This window comes from Hymenobacter nivis (assembly GCF_006439025.1).
Lineage (GTDB): Bacteria > Bacteroidota > Bacteroidia > Cytophagales > Hymenobacteraceae > Hymenobacter > Hymenobacter nivis_A.
In genome coordinates this window covers 379,019-396,173 of record NZ_RCYZ01000004.1, presented here as the reverse complement: position 1 = coordinate 396,173, position 17,155 = coordinate 379,019, and the positions used below count along the sequence as shown (strand labels likewise).

Below are 17,155 nucleotides of genomic sequence, written 5' to 3'. Positions count from 1 at the left end.
CGGCCGGGCTCATTCCCCTCTCTCCACCCCCTATCCCTGCTACGATGGCTTCTTGCACTCGCTCCGCCTCCCTTGCCGCCATTGCCAAAGTGCTCTGCGCGGTCCACTTCGACCAGATTGCGGCCCTAGCGCTGCAGCGCACCCAGGCCACCCCCAGCTTCGCCACCGAGGCGGAAATCAAGACCCTGGCCGCTTGGACCCCGTTGCTCACGGCTGCGGGCAACACCAAGGTGGTGAAAACCCCTGAGTTCGCCGACTTCACCGTGCCCGGCTCGGAGCCCCAGTTCGAGGGCCAGAACACCAACGCCACCATCGGCGGCCTGGGCTACTTCGCCGGTCTCAACGCCGTGCAGCCCAAGGGCAACTTCTACGGCCTGCCCTCGGACGTGCGCACCCAGCTCAGCCTGCTCCAGGACGAGAGCGCCCCCGGCCTCGACCCGGGCCTGACGGCCTACTTCCTGCTCACCGACGGCCGCATCGTCTACAGCAAGGACCCCACCACGGGCAACATCGGCGGCATTCCCATCACCAACTTCTACGTGGGCAGCCTCGATTTGGGCGGACTCAGGGCCCTCAACAAGAACGGCTTCGGCTTCTCGCTGGCCGGTGACTGGGACAAGAACATCCAGGTGGTGCAGCCCAGCTTCAATGCGCGCCAGGCCCTGGCTGGCGTCTAGGGGCCCGTCTAAATCTTCCCATTCGTCACCCTTTTAGACGTCCCCTGATGGCTAGTACGAAAACCGCTGCGGCTGCTGCCGCTGAAGCCACGCCCGACGTGGTGTACCTCAAATGCGAGAAGCTGGGCGAGAAAGCCCGGCCGTTCGCTCCCGCCCACGCCAAGGCGCTACTCCAGCTGCAGGCCGACCGCGGCCTCTCGGACTGGCAGCCGGCCGACGCCGCCGACGTTCCCACCGCTACCGAATAGTGCTGCTTCTCCGGCTCCTGCTTACCGCTCACATGCTGCTGCAACCCACGCAAATCCAAACCCTGCTCAAAAGCCCCGCCAGCGCTGCCGCGCTCCAGGCGGCCCGCGAGCACGAGGACCGGATCCGGCTGCACGCCGACCCCCGCGTTGCCGCGGCGGGTCGGCTCAACGCGCCCGGCATGGCCCAGCTGCTGGAGCTGCCCAAAGCGGTACTGCCGAAGGAGAAGTTCGACAAGCTCTGCGCCTTCATTCCCTCGCCCCTGCCCACGGCCAAAATCGTGGGCCAGGTGTTCGACGGCCTCTCGCGCCTGTTCGAAGCGCAGGACGGGGCCGTGACGCTCGACATGGCCAGCGCCGAGCTGGAGACGGATTTCGAGACGTTCCGCGGCGCGCAGCAGGAAGAAACCTTCTGGTCGCAGAAGGCCTTCCGCGCCGCGCGCCGGGCCCCGCACTCGGTGCTGGTGGTGGACATGGCCGCCGAGCAGCGCACGCCGCGGCCCGAGCCCTACGTGTTCCTGCTGCCCATCGAGCGCGTGGTGGACCTGGTGCTCAAGCCCGACGCCAGCTGCGAGTACCTGCTCTTCAAGCTGCCCAGCCGCCTCGACGCGCTGGGCAAAGTGGTGGAGCGCCGCGCCGTTTACGACGACGCGGCCTACCGCATTTTCGAGAAGCCTGAGGCCGCCACCGAGTGGCCCGTGGAGCCGGTGCTCGACAATCCGCACGCGCTGGGCTACTGCCCGGCGCGCCTGCTCTGGAGTGAGGCGCTACTCGACGAAACCACCCTCGACCGCCGCAGCCCGCTCAGCGCGCAGCTCGGCGACCTCGACGCCTACGTGCTCTGGCACGCCTGCATCGAGTACTTCAAAATGTACGGCATGTTCCCACCGCTCTGGAGCATCGAGGAGCAGTGCGACTACACGCCCGCCGACGGCGAGGCCTGCCAGGGCGGCATCGTGCAGGTGCTCACCGGCTACAACGACGGCCATCCTGCCTACAAAGCGCAGCCCTGCCCGGCCTGCGCCCTGAACAAGTACCTGGGCCCCGGCACCCACGTCACGGTGCCCAGCCCCACCAAGGAAACCGGCGACACGCGCGAGCCGCTGGGCTTCGTGAACGTGCCGGTGGAGGCGCTCAAGAACGCCGCGGCCACCCAGCAGGCCGCCCGGGCCGACATCCTGCTCTCCTGCCTCGGCGCTGATGGCGAAGCCACCACGGCCCAGCCCCGCAACGAGCTGGACGTGCAGGCCGGCTTCGAGAGCCGCCAGGACGTGCTGGTACGCGTGAAGAAGAACTTCGAAAGCGCCGAGGAGTGGGTGCTCAAAACCAAGGGCCTGCTGCGCTACGGGGCCCCGGCCTTCCGCGGCGTGAGCGTGAGCCGCGGCGAGGAGTTTTACCTGCAGACGCCCGAGCAGCTCAGCGGCCAGCTCGAATCGGCCCGCAAGTCTGGGGCCCCGGTGTTCGTGCTGAGCGACTTGCAGGAAAAGCAGTTTTTCACCCAGTACCGCAACAACCCGCCCAAGCTCGACCGGGTGCGCATCCTCTCCGACCTGGAGCCCTGGGCCCAGTACTCGGTGGAGCAGATCACCACCATGATCGCCGCCTCGCTCACGCAGGGCGCCTCTTACCTGCTGCAAGTGTACCCCACGGAGCGGCTGGCGCTCAAAGCCGATTTCCCGCGCTACGTGGCCCGGTTTGAATCTGAGCAGGCGGATGTGCGCCTGTTCGCTGCCCTGCAGCCTTACCACATCAAGCTTCAACTCATTTTAACTACGCTTCTCTCGTATGTCCAGCCCCCAACCTCACCGGCCGGTTAAGTCTGCCGACCTCGACACCCTTAAGCAGCAGCAACTCGACGCCACCCTAAGTGACGACGGCCGCGGCGACATTGAACACGTGGCCGGCAACACAGCCGAAGGCCAGAAGGCCGACTACCAGCTGCCCGCTACCGAGCAGCACCTGCTGCACGTGGAGCTGGCCACCTTCACCCGCAAGGTCGGCACGCGTGATTTCGACCGCGCCGCCAAGGTGGTGCAGCTCAGCCCCGCCGAGTTCGAGCGCATGGAGAAGAACGACTCCTTTGCCGAATACCAGGGCGAAGACGGCGAGGTGAACATCCTGCACGACCCGCGCAGCAAGGCCCGCCAGAAAGCCGACCAAACCGGCGACGCCCCCACCGGCAGCCCGGCCGAGGCCAACAAGCCCCTCACCTCGCTCCAGGACGCGCAGATGCGCTACAAGGAGCTGACCAAGCAGGACGCGCCGACCAACGTGTCGTTCGAGGAGTTGGTGGCCCTCATCGCCCCACTCGAAGCCAAGCTGAAGGCCGAGGCCAGCACCACCGGGCTAACGGGTACGGCTGACAACCCGGCCCGCGTGCTGCGCACCAAAGCCGACTACCAGGCCCGCTACAAGGAGCTGGCCGGCGAGGAGGCCCCGGCCGAGAAAACCATCGAGGAGCTGAAGCAGGCCATCGCCCACTTCGAAGCTAACCCCAAGTAACCCCCCTGCGGCTCCGCCGCCTCCCGAGTGCTCCGGTCGGCTGACGAGTCGGCCGGAGCCAGCTCGATACCCCAAGCCTGCTCACTTTTCCTTTTAGCCACCACCCGATGAAGACGTTCCTACTCGCTGGCCTTGCCCTGCTGCTGGCTACCCCTCCCCCTGCTTTTTCTCATCCTTCCACTTCTAATACCCCACTGAACGGGACTCAGATGGCCATTTCCGACAAAACTTTTGAAGCCGCCGAACTCGATGACGCCCTCACTGCCAACCCGGCGTTGAAGGAGCACGTGCTGGCTTCGATCAAAAAACTGGGCTACACGCCCTACACCACCACCGAGTTCGACGCCGCCATCGGCACGAAAATCGGCGAGAAAACCAGCGAGCTCTACACCGGGCTCGACAACGACATCTTCTCGGCCAGCGGCATCGCCAAGGAGGGTACTGAAAAGACCTACGATTACGCCAAGCGCGTGATTGGCGGCCTCAAATCAGCCCCCACGGCGCTGCAAACCGAGATTGCCGACCTTAAGCGCACCATTGCCAACGGCAGCGGCGACGCCACGATGAAGGCCCAGCTCGAAGCCCTGCAAACCAAGGAAGCCGAAACGGCGCAGAAGCTGGAGGATGCCGGCACCAAGCTGTTCCAAAAGGACGTGCTGCTCGACGTGCGCGAGGGCCTACGCGACTTGAAGTACGACCCCAACGTGAAGGAGTCGGTGCGCAAGGTGCTCGTGGACAGCGCCACCGCGGCCATTGTGGGCCGGGCCAAGGTGCAGAAGAACGCCGACAACACCGAGCAAATCGTGTACGTGCAGGAGGGCAAGACCATGCTCACGGACAAGAACGTGCCCGCTGATGCTGCCTATATCCTGCGTGACATGCTCAAGGACGTGCTCGATGCTGGCCACCAGGGCGCCGGCGGTGGCGCGGGCCGCGACGATAAGGCCCCCGAAGTGGACGCCAGCGGCAACGTGAAGGCGCCCACGGCCCGGCCGGCCGACAAGAAAACCCGCGACGCCGTGCGCCTCTGGCTGCTGGAGCTGGGCCTCAAGCAAGGCACTGCGGCCTTCAGCGAGGCTTACGCCACCCACAGCAAGGGCCTGCCAGCTCGCTAATGCCCGGCGGGGCGGCCCCACGAGACGGAGCCGCCCCGCCATGTTACGCTTACCCGAGTGATTAAGGGACGATTACTCCACTACTGCCAACCACCCACTTTATCATTTCTCCCTTAGTTCGCCATGAATAATCTCCTGGAAACCTTGATGCTGGACATTCGCTCCAACGGCATCGAGAGCCTGAGCCGCAACGAAAGCCGCCCGAGCATGACCGGCGCCCTCGACCTGTTTAACAAGCAGACGGCGGGTGACAACACCATCCTCACCCCCGACCTGAAGGCCAAGCTCGACGCCTCGTTTGGGCAGGTGGTGAAGGCCTCGGTCATCAACTACGACAACCCCACCATCAGCAACGTGCGCACCTGCGCCGTGCAGGTGGGCGGCGTCACCACCAAGCTCGTGCCCTTCACGTTCTTCACCGTTGCCTTCGGCTTTCCGATGGTGCCGGCGCAGTACGTCAACAACGACGTGGGCTACGAGACGGTGTTCATGCGCCAGCTCAAGGACCGCATCATCAAAACGCAGGCGCTGCTCGACACCAAGTGCATCGACTTTGCCAACGTGAACAAGAACAAGTTCTTCCCGGCCGAGATGCTGGCCTACTACTCCCAGGTGGCCAGCGCCATGCAGGTACCACTGCAAACCGATGCCAACGGCCAGCAGAACTGGAACGGGCTCTTCAACTTCCTGCAGTCCATTCTGGTGCAGCAGGACTTCACGGGCTCGCCCGACATCCTGACCAACCCGCGCGGTATGGCCGACGTGCGCCAGCGCCTGAGCCAGGGCGCCCAGAACGCCGTGAACAGCGCCTGGGAGGTGCCCGGTACCGGTAACTTCTTCCAGTCGCCCCGCGTGCTCAACTCGGGCCCCGGCGTGGCCGCCACCGACTACGCCATCCTGCCGGGCTCGGTGGCCATCACCAACCGCCTAGATCCGGACTGCTTGATGGCCGACAACTACATCGGCTCGAAGGAGAACCCGGTAAGCGAGTGGACGAAAGTGCCCCTGCCCGAGCTGGGCGATTATGGCCTCTACTACCAGTCGGCCTGTTCCGACCAGTCGGCCGCGCTGGCCGCCCAGCGCCTCGAAGGCCTCACCCGCACCCGCATCGAGAGCTTCGAGTGGAGCGCTGACTACTGCATTTTCGGCGCTTACAACAGCGACCCGATCACGCGCTACCAGCCCATCCAGAAGTTCGAGCTGCTCGCCGCGTAGGCTGCATAGTTCCGCAACCGAGGGGCCGGCCATCTGGCCGGCCCCTTTTGCTTTTCATCCCCTCGTCCATGTACACCCTCGCCCCCCTCGTGGCCTGCCTGGCCCCGCTGCTCTGGTTCCGCCAAGCCCCCGAAGGCTCGCCCGACGAGCCGCAGCTGGCCGCGGGCCTGCTCCAGCCGGAAGACCCCGCCGCCGGCGCCGGCCCGGTGGCCGTGCAGGAGCTGCACCCGCTGCTCACGCTGCGCCACATCTACCAGTCGGCCCCGGACCTGAGCGCCCTCGCCGTGGGGGCCCCGTACCTGGGCAGCTACCCGGTGCTGCAGCTGCGCGGCGGGCGCGCCCCAACAGTGGCTGGGGCCCCCGAGCCGAACTCGGCCGGGGCCCTGTTCAGCGCCTACCTCGACCGCACCCGCACGGCGGCCGTGGCCAAGGTGCTGGCCGCCTTCACCAGCCGCAAGAAGCTGGCGGGCGCGGGGCGCACCATCATGGCCGACGTCAAGCTCACGGGCCAGAGCGGCGAGTACCGGCGCAAGGTTATCAAGCAGGGCCGCTTCGTGGGCCTGGCCCTGCGCAGCGCCGGCACCCGCGACGTGGCGCTCAGCATCACCGGCCTGGGCACCCAGTTCTCGGACCTGAACCCCAGTTTCCGGCTCTACCTCTACCATTCCAGCCAGCCCACCGAGCCCCTGGCCACCTACGAGGTACCGCGCACGAGCCGCGTGTACTTCGAGTGGACGCCGTTGGCCATCACCCTGCCGGCGGGGCCCACCGGCGGCGAGTACCGCCTGGGCTACTTCGAGGACGACCTGGTGGGCCAGGCCGTGGACCTGCAGCACGACTTCAGCAGCCGCCCCGGCACCGGGGGCTGCTGCGGCAGCGATTACCTGCTCTTCGATGCCTACGCGCCCCACGTGCAGGTGCGCGCCTTCACGGCCACCGCCGAGGCCGGTACCGACGTGCTGCCCGGCGACGGGAAGCCTACCTACGTGACGGGCTCCAACTTCGGGCTGAACCTGCAGCTCTCGGCCGTGTGCGACCTGAGCGACTACTTCTGCCGGTACCGCGGGCTGTTCCTCGAAGCGTTGCAGCTCCAGCTGGCCGTGGACCTACTGAACCAGATGGCCTATTCGACCCGCAACAACGGCGTGAAGCAGGACGTGCAGGCGCTGGCCCTGGTGGCCCTCAACAACCGCCCCGACGCCCAGCCCGGCCTGCTCAGCCAGCTGGATGCGGCGCTCGGGGCCCTCGACGTGGATTTGTCGGGCGTGTCGACGACGTGCCTGCCGTGCACCAAACCCAAGGGCAACCGAGTGGGGGCCATTTAATCATGAGCCTCGCCCGCCTCGATGCCATCGCCGCCGCCCTGAAGGCCCTGCCCCGGCTGCTGAGCGCCGCCACCGTGCAGGTGGTGAGCGACAACACCGGCGTGCTGGAGCTCGATAACATCCACCAGCTGGAGGAAGGCCTCGACGCGGACGGGCGCGACATCACGCCCGAATACACGCCCTTCACGGTGGAGCTGAAGCAGGAAAAAGGGCAGCCCAGCGACCGCGTAACTTTGAAAGACTCGGGCGAATTCTACCGCGGCCTGGTGGCCCGGGTGCGGGGCCCTGAGCTGGAAATGGTCGGTACCGATGAGAAAACCGCGGAGTTGCAGCAGAAGTACGGCGACGCCGTGGTGGGCCTCAGCGACGAGAGCCTCGATGACTTCCGTGAGACCTACGTGCGGCCTGAATTGGAATACAAAACCCGCGAAATCCTGGGACTATGAAAGAGAACCCACTATCCACGTTCAAAGAATTGGACGCTGGCACGCTGTTCACAGCCGTCAACTTCTGGGAAGAAACCGACGACACTACCTCCCAGAAGTACGTGCGCCAGATGACGGGCACCTGGGCATGGGAAGACGTGAAGTCAGTGCTCACGATGATGGAGCCCAGCACGTTCGACGAAGTGCCGGGCCCCAAGTGCAGTCTCTGCTGGAACGACGGCTTCATCCACCTCATCGCCGATTACCAGGAGGTGCTCACCGCCTACCGCCGCTGGCGCCTGCGCTACAAACGGGCCCTGCCCATGTACCACCCCACTGTTCAGTAACATGGTATCCTACGCCCAACCCGAAGCCCCCACGCTGCCCGCCCCGGTCGGCCTCGATGCCGAAATCCAGCGCCTACAGCTACTGCTGGCCGCCGAGCTTTCCTGGCTCCAAGTGAGCTACGGCAAGGCCTACCGCGGCTCCCGGAAGGCCCCCGGCGGCAAGGTGCAGTACTTCCCGGAGGTGTACGCCGGCAAGCGTGAGTACCGCGACGTGCTACCCAACGACAACGTGGCCGCTCAGTCGTTCTTCTACCCCACGGGGCCCCAGGCCAACCCCAACCGCGAGCCGCTGCCCGGCACGCTGAGCCTACAGCAGCCGGTGGACCTGATCGTGTGGGGCAACCTGGAGGCCATAGACCCCACCAAAACGTGGCGCTACGAGGCCGAGTTGGTGGTGGATGTGGTGCGCGTGCTCAACGAGGACGGCCGGGCCCGCATCGTGCGCGTCGTCACGCAGGCCGAGGAGGTGTTCCGCGGCTTCTCGCCCGAACTGCTGCCGGCCCACCAGCTGCGCCAGCCCTGGGCCGGGTTTCGGGTGCAGATGGAGCTGAACGTGGGGAACGTGTTGTGCTGAACCTAACTTAGAATACCTATTTGTTCTACCAAACCTCCGCTTTAAAACCGTCTTTATCAGGGAGAGGCTTAGCATTTAACGCCAAAAGTAATTCAGCTAAAAGTTTTTCGTACTCCTGCTCTTGGTTTACAAAATTGTATACAATCGGCTGATTATCATTTGCTAAGAAAATCTTAATCGACTGTTCTTTATCTGTTCCATCATAAACACTGATGTATTGAATTCTCTCAGTATTGACAATAAATGTGTCAAGAGATTCCGGCGAAGTTTTCGGTAAGGCAAAGAAGGCCATTTCAATACTTTTTAAGGTGAGCTGCCAAGTTACACTATCAACGTATTTTACCCGACATGCTACTGAACCTGCTCGCCCTCATCCTACTCGCCGGCCTCACCGCCGCCTCGCTGCTGGTGTGCCTGGCCAAGTGGAAGGTGCTCCAGGCCTGGGAGGTGCACCGCCCCGCTTGGCTGATGAAGCGCTGTGACTTCTGCGCCGGCTACTGGCTGGGCGTGCTGCTGCTGGCTGGGGCTCTGGGGCTGTGGTGCCGCGTGAATGCCTTGCCGACGTGGTGGATTGCGGGGGCCCTGCCGCTGGGGCTGCCGGCGGCCGCGGTGTGCCGGGTGGTAGTTGGGCAACTTATGTAAAGCAATGTTATTGCCTTACAAAAACGGTCTTGCCAGTAGTAGCAAGACCGTTTTTGTGGGTTTATTTCTATTATTAGTTATTAATTGCGTTCTTCGACCGACTACTCATCCTTGATGAAAGCCAAAAATCGACAAGTTGTCAGTAGCTTTAGTCCATATTTCTAAATTGTTTGCGCTTTTATCAGCCAAATACAAGAAATAATACTGGGATAACATCATACTAAATATAAAAAATTTAGCCAAAACTCATGGATGCTAAACTTGAAATGTCAAATCTTATCACTCCGATAATCAGCGCATTTGGTGCGCTTAACGATGAATGGAGTGAATTTATTGAAAAGGGATTGTCAGAATATATTTACTCACAAACTGATAAGTATTATTATACAAATACGTTTATTCATAGAAGTGAAAAGGTTAAATTTAGAGACATTTATTATCCAATAAAAGCGCAATATGGCAAACTAATAACAGACTTTTCTGATCTTAACAGCGTATTAGATGAATACAAATACATCACTATTATAGGTTCAGCGGGTAGCGGCAAAACTACATTGATTAAATATATATTTCTAAATTCTATTAGTCAAAAAACACGTATTCCAATTCTTATAGAATTAAGAAACCTGAATGGTTATCAGGGTAATTTTGAGAAACTTATTGCTGAAAAAGTTCTTGATTCTCGACTAAAGCCTAATAGTAGAATATTTAAAAGAACCTTACTAAGCGGTAAATTTTTGTTTTTGTTAGATGGATATGATGAGATATTTTCTGACAAAAAACAAGAAATCAATAGACAGTTAGAAGCATTTGTAGACACATATTCCGCAAATAAATTCATATTAACTACCAGGCCAGGAAGTGGAATTGAAGGCTTTAATAGGTTTCGAAATTTCGATGTTGTTTCACTCAATGCAAATGACATTGTTGGATTTGTTAATAATATTGTTGAAGATGAAGAAAGCAGAGGCAGAATAATTGATATAATCAAGTCTCCTGACAATCCTGACTATTTAGAATTTTTAAGAAATCCTCTGCTTCTTTCTATGTTTATTTTGGCTTTCAAAAGCCATCCTGAAATACCTGGCAGTAAGAGTGCTTTTTATAAAAACGTGTTCGACACTCTTTATTCAAAACACGACAGCATAACTAAAAACAGTTTTCCACGAGAAAAACTAACAAAACTAAAATCCAACGATTTTGAAAAGATCCTGTGCCTATTATCATACTTCACTTTACTTGAAGGCAAATACACCTTTACTTATGAATATCTATTTAGCATATTAGAAAGAGTAGACCAGCATTATAAGTACAATGTTATATTAGATCATTTGATATATGATCTACACACATCGATATCAATTATTATTAGGGATGGGTTCGAATATTCCTTCCCACATAGATCAATGCAAGAATACTTCGCCGCTCTTTTTATTTCTAAGTTAGATTCTGACAAACGTGGGAAAGCATATAATAATTTAGCAATTACACTCGAAAGATTTAGTGAAGACTACAGTTTCACATTTTGGAGTTTATGTTATGAATTAGATGAAATTGTTTTCATTAGAAGTTTTTTAGTACCAAAGCTAAAGTTAATACACAGCGCGCTCAGCGATAAAGAAGGCAGAGACTTAACCAAGGCATATATCTCGTTTGCCAAACCCTATATCTATTCCGACAGAAGAGGAACGACATATATATACGCCATACATCCAAATTCAAGTCTATTGAATTCAGTTCTTGAATTTTGTCACACACAATATCCAATAGATATTTTCGCCTTTTTAAGAACATCAAAACTCGAGTCTCAATTATTTACTCTTGAAAAGGAGCTTGGAGAGAAAATTGATTTTAAAAATCCCTTAGTATTTGACTTAATAGATAAACATAATTTTTCTGATTTGATAAAGATACTACGAAAAGAAATATCTGATAAGATCCAAAAATGGGAAGAATACGTCACTCAACAGAGGCATGACATTGACGATTTACTTTCAATCTAAGCTTATAATATACCGATAAAGATCGACGAATACTTATAAATAATAAAGGTCCTATTGCACACTGCAGTGGGACCTTTATTATTTATAAGTATTCGTCGATCTTTATCGGTGTAAGATTGGAAGTAAATACAGGGCCAGCAGCAGCACGGCGCCGGCGATGGCCAGCCACGTGCGCTCCTGGCCGTTGAAGTCGTTGCGCGCCGTGGTGGTGGGCGACTGGTAGCCGTAGCGGTATTCCTTGCGGGCCGCGGCGAAGGCCTCCCCGTCGCTGAGCAGCTTGGTGGGCGTGGTGCCGGGGGCCCCTTTCCAGTCAATCCAGAGCCGGGTGAAGTTGTAGGCCTCGTCGTGCACCATCGGGAAGAGCAGCGCCGTGGGAATCACCTCAGCCAGCAGCAGCCAGGGCCCGCCCCAGGCGTAGCGGCCCACGGCGGCCGCGCCCACGAGCAGCACGGCCACGCGCTGGTAGCTCATGCCGCCGTGCTCGTTGGAGTCGAAGGCCTCACTGGCCCTGCGCGAATACAGAATCGCCTCCAGCCATCCGCATAGGACGGCAAAAATGGAATATGTGAGCGCTATCATAATTTGTATCGTTGTCCTGAGCGTATCCGCTCGATGGTGCTTTTTGAGACCCCGTAGCGCCCGGCTAGGCGTTGCATATCCCCCAACTTTTCAGGCACGAATGCACGTATTTCGACAGCTTGAGCCGGGCTTATGCTTGAGAGGTAGTGGTTGCTACCGCTCAGCGCTTTTCTGTTCTGATTGGCAGATATCTTGGCCCGCGTTTCATCGGTATGCTTGTGGCCTGTATTGCCACTGCTGGGCGTTGCCCTCATCAGCGCTATGTGCGCTTTACCGGCATCCGTTTTAGCGCGCTCTTTTCCCATTGCCCTCATCTTGGCAATGGTCTCAGGCCGGCGCTTGATGCCTGAATTTCGGTCGGCTTGCTTTCTTATGTTGAAGCTAGGCTGCTCGGAATCAATATAATGCTGCTCTCTTTCAAGCAACTGATCCTCGTCGCAAAGCTCAACCAAGTCGAATATTAGAAAGCCAGCCCCATGCTTGTCATAAAATCGCTGCATTATGACGGAGTTGTGCTTTCCTTTCAGCAGAAGGGACTTATGGCTTCTAAATCGCGCCCCTAGCTTCTTTGCACTACCCACATAAGTTCTAGAATTTACCGTGTTAGATATCCGGTAGATTCCAGCGCTATTAATGTGCTCTTTAGGGAGTAGGCTTAGCATTACGAGGCCTTCTTACCAGAGCGGACAATTGCAATGGCCAGGAAAATCAGCAACGTACCCAGGGCGAACACGGGCATGGCCCAGGCCCATTTGACGTTATAGTAAACGAGGGTGCAGGCACCGACCCAGGCGAGGAAAATCAGGAAGTTTTTCAGCATGGCAGTAAGGAAAAAGGGTGGAAAATCAAGCGGTTTTGTTCTTCTCGGCCAGGTAGTCGATGGCCGCGTTGAAGTCGAAGACGGTGAGCTCGTGGGGCCGGGGGAAGCCCTGGTCGGCCAGCGTGGCGCAGAGGTGGCCGAAGCGCCGGCGGTTGAGGGTGAGCACATTTTCCGGGGCCCCGTCGTCGAAGATTTCGGGGGTGGCCTGGTCTAGCAGCCAGGCGTCGAGCTCGGCCACGGCATCGAGGTATTTGGGGGCCCCGGTGAGGATGTAGTCGGCCAGGGCTACGGTGCGCGCCTGTTGCTGCTGGTAGTAGTGCTGGGTTTCGCGCTCGGCCCCGCCGTAGCGGGCCGGGAAGTGGACCCTCAACTCCGCTGGCAGTTTTTTTTTACGGTGGCCACGATGTCGGCCACCCGCTCCTCGGTGAGGCCCGCGCCGCTGAGCCACGTGAGCAGCCGGCGCAGGCCCTCCTCGCTGCGGTCGGCCCAGGGCTCGCCGTTCACTTCCACCACTAGGCAGCCAAAAGCGAGCTGGCGCGGGTTGAAGCGGTCGAGCATGTCGTTGAAGGCGTAGTGCAGCAGGGCCAGCTCGTCGGCGGCGGCGGGCAGGCTGGCCGGGTCCTGCTGCGCGGCGGCCAGCAGGGCCCCGAGGTGCGCGAAGTGGCGGTCCACGGCCCCGGGGTCCGCGCCGATGCCGGCGTCGCGCACCAGGTAATGCTGGAAGTCATTGTGCTGGCCGGCCGGCAGCTGGAAAATGGACTCGTGCAGCAGCACGGAATCGTGGGGAGAGAGGGTGACCAGGCGCATAGGGCGGCTAAGGTAACGAAAGCCCTGATAATTGTGCTTATTTTACACTCTATAAGCCCGCTTACAGTGCCTGCCCATGCTGCCTCCTCAGAACTCCCTCTTGCTGCGTTTCTGGTCCGATTCCGCGCTGCTCGGGCGCCGGCTGCTGCGCTACGAGCCCACGGGCTGGGACGGCCTGGGCCTGACGCTCACCCGCAGCCTCACCACCCACGGCGTGGCCACCGAGCACAGCGGCCAGCTCGGCTTTGTGAAAGACGGCCGCAGGTACATGGCCCGGACCTACGCCGCCGCCGGCATCGAGGCCGACGTGCAAGTGCTCATCGAGCAGTACGACCCCAACCTGTTCGCCTGGCGGCCCTACTACCAGGGCCGGGTGCACTTCGCCGCGGCCGAGTTCACGGCCACCAAGGCCACCGTGAACCTGGAGCAGGGCGGCTGGCTCCAGCAGTTCCTGGCCCGCAGCAGCGTGCAGGTGGATTTGCTCAGCGGCACCACCGTGGGCGGCGCCCAGGGCCCCGCGCCCACGCCCCTCTCGGTGCTGATGCACTCGCGGGCCGTGCGCCAGGGCTACGCCGCCTCGCAGAAAGCGCCGGTGACCACCACGGCCCTGATGAGCGGCGACGAGGACGACCCCAGCCGCGAGCAGCTGCTTTACTTCGGCTTCGACACGGCCGAAACCAACGAGCTGGGCCTGGGGGCCGTGGCCGGGGGCTGGGTAGTAGGCGACGCCGCAGGTGCCGTGGCCATCCTGGTCGCCCCCGGCGACGGGGAGTACGTGATCGAGCTGGCCCTTTACGCCGACATCAAGGCCGAGAACACCGCGGGGCCCCTGTTCGAGAAAGTGGACGGCCGGGTGCACTTCCGCATCAACGGCGACCCCGACACGGCCATCCGCCTGCAGCCCGACATCAGCGCCCGCGTGAACGGCTCCTACGCGGGCGTCATCGAAGTGCCGCCGCGCACGATGACGCTGACGCTCAAGAAAGACGACCGGGTGTACCTCTACGCCGACTACTACGTGCACGAGGTGGGCGGCGGGGCCGTGGGCTTCCGGTACCGGGCCACGCTGAGCGCCACCATGAAGCCGGGCTCCTACCTGCGCATCACGGCCGTGACCACGACGCCCGCCACCACCGCCCCCGGCCTGCTGCTGCACGAGGCCTTCGCCCGGCTCACGCAGGCCCTGACCGAGGAGCCCGACAGCTTCCGCTCCGATTTTCTGGGCCGCACCGACAGCCTGCCCGCCTACCCGGCCGACGGCCCGGGGGCCCTCACTTTCCTCACCGGCGGCTTCCAGCTGCGCGGCTACCCGCTGCCCGACCCCCGCGTCATCGTGCAAGCCGCGGTCGATACGCGCAAATCCCTCACCACGACCTGGGACGAACTTTACGGCTCAGCGGCGGCCACCTGGGGCCTGGGCTGCATGGTGGACCGCGAAGGGCCCCGCGAGGTGGTGCGCGTGGAGGACGCCGCCTACTTCTACCCCGCTGACGTCGTGCTCGACCTCACCAGCGCGGGGCCCCTGAAGGTGAAAACCAGCGTGGACGCGGCGGCTCACTACCAGGTCGTGGAGCTGGGCTACGACGCCTGGCAGGCCGAGCAAACCAACGGCCTCGACGAGTTCAACGCCCCGCGCCAGTGGACCACGCCGCTCACGCAGGCCGAGGCCACCTACAGCCAGAAAAGTAAGATCAGCGCCTCGGGCGTGCTGCTGGAGGCCACTCGCCGCCAGCGCTACCTCGATTCGGCCACGACCGACTCCAGCCGCGACGACCAACGCTTCTTCGTGTGCCTGCTGCGCACGAGCACCGGCTACGAAACCGAGCGCAACCAGCTCGCCACGCGCCTGGAGGGCGTCATCAGCCCCGCCACCGTCTACAACCTGCCCCTGAGCCCCGGCCGGCTGCTGCGCCGCCACGCGCCCCTGTTCGGGGCCGGCCTGCTGCCCCGGGCCGGGGCGGCCGTGCGCTTCACCGGCGGCGGCGGCAACAGCGCCGTGGTGAGTCAGCTGGTGGGCGAGGCGGCCCCGGTGGTGGAAAACGCCGACGTGCCGGTGGCCGACTTGCCCCCGCCCTGGTGGCGGCCGGAGCGCGTGGCCTTCACGGCCCCCGTGAGCCGCACGCAGCTTGGGGCCCTGCTGGCCCGCCCCATCGGCCGGGTGCGCTACCTCGACGATTACGCCAAGGTGAGCGAGGGCTGGGTCATTGAGTTCACGCACGACGCCAAGCAGCAAACCGGCGATTTCACGCTCCTGCCCTGCGCGGGCCCCCGCTAATTCCTTCCCCATGGCCACCGCTCCGTCCTTCCTCTCGTTCAACATCACCCAGCCCACGGCCACCGTGCGCACCGGCACGCTGCGCATCGTAGCCAAGCCCGGCGACTCGGTGGGGCCCCTGACCATCGACATCCCGGGTGTGACGAACGGCATCGTGGGCATGTACGCCCAGGCCGATTACCAGCTCTACGCCTACGAGCAGGCCGGCGTGCCCCCGGGCACCTACGTGGGCACCATCTACGACGCGAGCCCGGCCGCTTTCCCCAGCTTCGACACGGTGCCGCTGGTCGTCAACCCGCCCCCGGCCATCTACGGCTGCACCGACCGCGCCGCCACCAACTACCAGGGCACGGCCACGGCCGACGACGGCAGCTGCGTGTACACGCCGCCCGCCCCCGCCCCGGCCTTCTTCGACGTGCCGCCCCTGCAGGCGCTGCGCTTCGCCGTGCGCGACTTGCCCGGGGCCGAGTTCCCGGGCCCCGACGCGCAACTGTTTTGCGAGCAGGCCCGCCCAGGCCAGCAGGTACGGCCCCTGTTTTACCAGCCCGTGGCGCAGGCCGACCAGGTGCGCGTGCAGGTGCTCACCAACTACTCGGCCGTGGCCGCCAGCCTACTTGTGCACGGCGGGGGCCCGGTCGGGGCCCCCGTGGCCCTCCAGCAGGTGCTCACCCTGGAGGGCATTGCCGCACCGGTGGCCGTGGTGCTCAGCCAGGACCTGGCCAGCGGGAACACGCGCCTGGCCGCGGCCGCCGGCGGGGCCCTGCCCCCGGGCCTGCTGGCCACGGGCCGGGTGGTGCTGGCCGGGGCCGCCGCCGGCACTTACCGCGTTACGGCCGCCGTGCCGGGCACGGTGGTGGCGCTCGACGACTACCTGGTGCTTAACCGGCCCTGGGCCGCCGTGGCCGGCAACGTGACGGCCAGCTGGACCCTGCAGGGCCCGGGCTACAACGTGTGGGAGGCCACGCTGGCGGTGGCCGCCCTCAGCGGCTACTACCAGGTGCAGCTGAGCGCCACCCGCGCCGGGGCCCCCAACCGGGTGGCCGTTTGCGAGCCCATCCAGGTAAAAGCCCAGCACCCGGCCACCGTGGTACTGGACTTTCGCAACGGCGACAACTGCTTCAAAACCGTGTTCAGCACCGGCTTTGCCCCCCGCCTGCGCGTGCCGGGCACGTTCTTCCGGCAAACCAACGGCGGCACTGAGGAGAGCTACCGCGGCAGCGCCGGGGCCCTGACGGTGCTGGAAAGCACAGGCCAGCGGCTCTTTGCCTTGGAAACGTTCGTGCTGCCCCCCTGGCTGCACGAGAAGCTTTACCTCGTGTGCCGCCTCGACGAATTGCGCGTGAACGGGCAGCCCTACGCCACCGACCAGGCCTACGAGCCCGCCGAGCAGGGCCCTTACCCGCTCACCACCGGCCGCGTGGTGCTCGAGCAGCAGGAGGCCCTCGGCCTGGGCAACGGCGACGACGCCGGCGCCGACGAGACCGTGCCCGACAACGCGCTCCAACTGCGCCGCGGCGATTACCTGCAGCTGCACCGCAGTTGAGTTAGCGGCGCTGGTTTTATTGTGCTTATTTTACGACTTATTCACAAGGTTGCTAAGGGAC

20 protein-coding genes are annotated in these 17,155 nt (G+C 61.6%); 14 read left to right on the top strand and 6 right to left on the bottom strand.

The window, feature by feature from the left end; genetic code table 11:
* The first annotated feature begins 44 nt into the window (after positions 1 to 44).
* From EAH73_RS12005 to EAH73_RS11960, 10 genes are all read left to right on the top strand, one after another.
* On the top strand, positions 45 to 677 hold the full coding sequence (locus tag EAH73_RS12005) for a hypothetical protein (RefSeq protein WP_140466807.1): 633 nt from the start codon (positions 45 to 47) through the stop codon (positions 675 to 677).
* 47 nt (positions 678 to 724) lie between these two features.
* Positions 725 to 925 (top strand): hypothetical protein, encoded by a 201-nt coding sequence (locus tag EAH73_RS12000; RefSeq protein WP_140466805.1) that lies wholly within the window; start codon positions 725 to 727, stop codon positions 923 to 925.
* A gap of 32 nt (positions 926 to 957) precedes the next feature.
* Positions 958 to 2,739, top strand: coding sequence for a hypothetical protein (locus EAH73_RS11995; protein ID WP_140466803.1), 1,782 nt, complete (start codon positions 958 to 960; stop codon positions 2,737 to 2,739).
* Positions 2,708 to 3,424, top strand: a complete 717-nt coding sequence (locus EAH73_RS11990; protein WP_140466801.1) for a hypothetical protein — start codon at positions 2,708 to 2,710, stop codon at positions 3,422 to 3,424. The genes EAH73_RS11995 and EAH73_RS11990 overlap by 32 nt, the downstream gene beginning before the upstream one ends.
* A 107-nt stretch (positions 3,425 to 3,531) precedes the next feature.
* Positions 3,532 to 4,539 (top strand): hypothetical protein, encoded by a 1,008-nt coding sequence (locus tag EAH73_RS11985; RefSeq protein ID WP_140466799.1) that lies wholly within the window; start codon positions 3,532 to 3,534, stop codon positions 4,537 to 4,539.
* 123 nt (positions 4,540 to 4,662) lie between these two features.
* Positions 4,663 to 5,754, top strand: coding sequence for a hypothetical protein (locus EAH73_RS11980; RefSeq protein ID WP_140466797.1), 1,092 nt, complete (start codon positions 4,663 to 4,665; stop codon positions 5,752 to 5,754).
* 68 nt (positions 5,755 to 5,822) lie between these two features.
* On the top strand, positions 5,823 to 7,079 hold the full coding sequence (locus EAH73_RS11975; protein WP_140466795.1) for a hypothetical protein: 1,257 nt from the start codon (positions 5,823 to 5,825) through the stop codon (positions 7,077 to 7,079).
* A 2-nt stretch (positions 7,080 to 7,081) separates the two neighbouring features.
* Complete coding sequence (locus EAH73_RS11970) at positions 7,082 to 7,525, top strand: hypothetical protein (protein ID WP_140466793.1); 444 nt, start codon at positions 7,082 to 7,084, stop codon at positions 7,523 to 7,525.
* Entirely contained in the window at positions 7,522 to 7,851 is a 330-nt protein-coding gene (locus tag EAH73_RS11965) for a hypothetical protein (protein WP_140466791.1), read from the top strand. The genes EAH73_RS11970 and EAH73_RS11965 overlap by 4 nt, the downstream gene beginning before the upstream one ends.
* 1 nt (position 7,852) lies before the next feature.
* Complete coding sequence (locus EAH73_RS11960; protein WP_140466789.1) at positions 7,853 to 8,425, top strand: hypothetical protein; 573 nt, start codon at positions 7,853 to 7,855, stop codon at positions 8,423 to 8,425.
* Positions 8,426 to 8,450: 25 nt separating this feature from the next.
* On the opposite strand, the gene EAH73_RS11955 is transcribed toward EAH73_RS11960, so the two are convergent.
* Positions 8,451 to 8,717, bottom strand: coding sequence for a hypothetical protein (locus EAH73_RS11955; protein WP_140466787.1), 267 nt, complete (start codon positions 8,715 to 8,717; stop codon positions 8,451 to 8,453).
* 56 nt (positions 8,718 to 8,773) lie between these two features.
* On the opposite strand from EAH73_RS11955, the gene EAH73_RS11950 reads away from it, so the two are divergent.
* Both EAH73_RS11950 and EAH73_RS11945 read left to right on the top strand, forming a co-directional pair.
* Positions 8,774 to 9,067, top strand: coding sequence for a hypothetical protein (locus EAH73_RS11950; protein ID WP_140466785.1), 294 nt, complete (start codon positions 8,774 to 8,776; stop codon positions 9,065 to 9,067).
* Between the two features lie 248 nt (positions 9,068 to 9,315).
* A complete protein-coding gene (locus EAH73_RS11945; protein ID WP_140466783.1) occupies positions 9,316 to 11,070 on the top strand; it encodes an NACHT domain-containing protein in 1,755 nt (584 codons plus the stop codon).
* A gap of 102 nt (positions 11,071 to 11,172) precedes the next feature.
* On the opposite strand, the gene EAH73_RS11940 is transcribed toward EAH73_RS11945, so the two are convergent.
* The 5 genes from EAH73_RS11940 to EAH73_RS11925 are packed head-to-tail and all read right to left on the bottom strand — an operon-like array spanning position 11,173 to position 13,276.
* The gene (locus EAH73_RS11940) at positions 11,173 to 11,649 is read right to left on the bottom strand and encodes a hypothetical protein (protein WP_140466781.1); all 477 of its coding nucleotides are present in this window, start codon (positions 11,647 to 11,649) and stop codon (positions 11,173 to 11,175) included.
* The gene (locus EAH73_RS11935; protein ID WP_140466779.1) at positions 11,646 to 12,311 is read right to left on the bottom strand and encodes a GIY-YIG nuclease family protein; all 666 of its coding nucleotides are present in this window, start codon (positions 12,309 to 12,311) and stop codon (positions 11,646 to 11,648) included. Before EAH73_RS11935 ends, EAH73_RS11940 begins: the two co-directional genes overlap by 4 nt.
* Positions 12,311 to 12,469, bottom strand: coding sequence for a hypothetical protein (locus EAH73_RS23075; protein ID WP_161599522.1), 159 nt, complete (start codon positions 12,467 to 12,469; stop codon positions 12,311 to 12,313). The genes EAH73_RS11935 and EAH73_RS23075 overlap by 1 nt, the downstream gene beginning before the upstream one ends.
* Before the next feature lie 25 nt (positions 12,470 to 12,494).
* The gene (locus tag EAH73_RS11930) at positions 12,495 to 12,839 is read right to left on the bottom strand and encodes a hypothetical protein (RefSeq protein WP_140466777.1); all 345 of its coding nucleotides are present in this window, start codon (positions 12,837 to 12,839) and stop codon (positions 12,495 to 12,497) included.
* Positions 12,836 to 13,276: a hypothetical protein gene (locus EAH73_RS11925; protein WP_140466775.1), complete on the bottom strand. Its 441-nt coding sequence runs from the start codon at positions 13,274 to 13,276 to the stop codon at positions 12,836 to 12,838. The genes EAH73_RS11930 and EAH73_RS11925 overlap by 4 nt, the downstream gene beginning before the upstream one ends.
* A gap of 76 nt (positions 13,277 to 13,352) precedes the next feature.
* Between EAH73_RS11925 and EAH73_RS11920 the strand changes: the two genes are divergently transcribed.
* Together EAH73_RS11920 and EAH73_RS11915 are read left to right on the top strand one after the other, a co-directional pair.
* Entirely contained in the window at positions 13,353 to 15,551 is a 2,199-nt protein-coding gene (locus tag EAH73_RS11920; RefSeq protein WP_140466773.1) for a hypothetical protein, read from the top strand.
* A 10-nt stretch (positions 15,552 to 15,561) separates the two neighbouring features.
* A complete protein-coding gene (locus EAH73_RS11915; RefSeq protein WP_140466771.1) occupies positions 15,562 to 17,094 on the top strand; it encodes a hypothetical protein in 1,533 nt (510 codons plus the stop codon).
* Positions 17,095 to 17,155 lie beyond the last annotated feature (61 nt).

Excerpts from the sequence above, each read along its gene's own strand:
- EAH73_RS11950 (WP_140466785.1), top strand. The coding sequence starts at position 8,774 with ATGCTACTGAACCTGCTCGCCCTCATCCTACTCGCCGGCCTCACCGCC.
- EAH73_RS11935 (WP_140466779.1), bottom strand. The coding sequence starts at position 12,311 with ATGCTAAGCCTACTCCCTAAAGAGCACATTAATAGCGCTGGAATCTAC.
- EAH73_RS11985 (WP_140466799.1), top strand. The coding sequence starts at position 3,532 with ATGAAGACGTTCCTACTCGCTGGCCTTGCCCTGCTGCTGGCTACCCCT.
- EAH73_RS12005 (WP_140466807.1), top strand. The coding sequence starts at position 45 with ATGGCTTCTTGCACTCGCTCCGCCTCCCTTGCCGCCATTGCCAAAGTG.
- EAH73_RS11940 (WP_140466781.1), bottom strand. The coding sequence starts at position 11,649 with ATGATAGCGCTCACATATTCCATTTTTGCCGTCCTATGCGGATGGCTG.
- EAH73_RS11975 (WP_140466795.1), top strand. The coding sequence starts at position 5,823 with ATGTACACCCTCGCCCCCCTCGTGGCCTGCCTGGCCCCGCTGCTCTGG.
- EAH73_RS11945 (WP_140466783.1), top strand. The coding sequence starts at position 9,316 with ATGGATGCTAAACTTGAAATGTCAAATCTTATCACTCCGATAATCAGC.
- EAH73_RS11925 (WP_140466775.1), bottom strand. The coding sequence starts at position 13,276 with ATGCGCCTGGTCACCCTCTCTCCCCACGATTCCGTGCTGCTGCACGAG.
- EAH73_RS12000 (WP_140466805.1), top strand. The coding sequence starts at position 725 with ATGGCTAGTACGAAAACCGCTGCGGCTGCTGCCGCTGAAGCCACGCCC.
- EAH73_RS11955 (WP_140466787.1), bottom strand. The coding sequence starts at position 8,717 with ATGGCCTTCTTTGCCTTACCGAAAACTTCGCCGGAATCTCTTGACACA.
- EAH73_RS11995 (WP_140466803.1), top strand. The coding sequence starts at position 958 with ATGCTGCTGCAACCCACGCAAATCCAAACCCTGCTCAAAAGCCCCGCC.
- EAH73_RS11970 (WP_140466793.1), top strand. The coding sequence starts at position 7,082 with ATGAGCCTCGCCCGCCTCGATGCCATCGCCGCCGCCCTGAAGGCCCTG.
- EAH73_RS11980 (WP_140466797.1), top strand. The coding sequence starts at position 4,663 with ATGAATAATCTCCTGGAAACCTTGATGCTGGACATTCGCTCCAACGGC.
- EAH73_RS11960 (WP_140466789.1), top strand. The coding sequence starts at position 7,853 with ATGGTATCCTACGCCCAACCCGAAGCCCCCACGCTGCCCGCCCCGGTC.
- EAH73_RS11920 (WP_140466773.1), top strand. The coding sequence starts at position 13,353 with ATGCTGCCTCCTCAGAACTCCCTCTTGCTGCGTTTCTGGTCCGATTCC.
- EAH73_RS11990 (WP_140466801.1), top strand. The coding sequence starts at position 2,708 with ATGTCCAGCCCCCAACCTCACCGGCCGGTTAAGTCTGCCGACCTCGAC.
- EAH73_RS11965 (WP_140466791.1), top strand. The coding sequence starts at position 7,522 with ATGAAAGAGAACCCACTATCCACGTTCAAAGAATTGGACGCTGGCACG.
- EAH73_RS23075 (WP_161599522.1), bottom strand. The coding sequence starts at position 12,469 with ATGCTGAAAAACTTCCTGATTTTCCTCGCCTGGGTCGGTGCCTGCACC.
- EAH73_RS11915 (WP_140466771.1), top strand. The coding sequence starts at position 15,562 with ATGGCCACCGCTCCGTCCTTCCTCTCGTTCAACATCACCCAGCCCACG.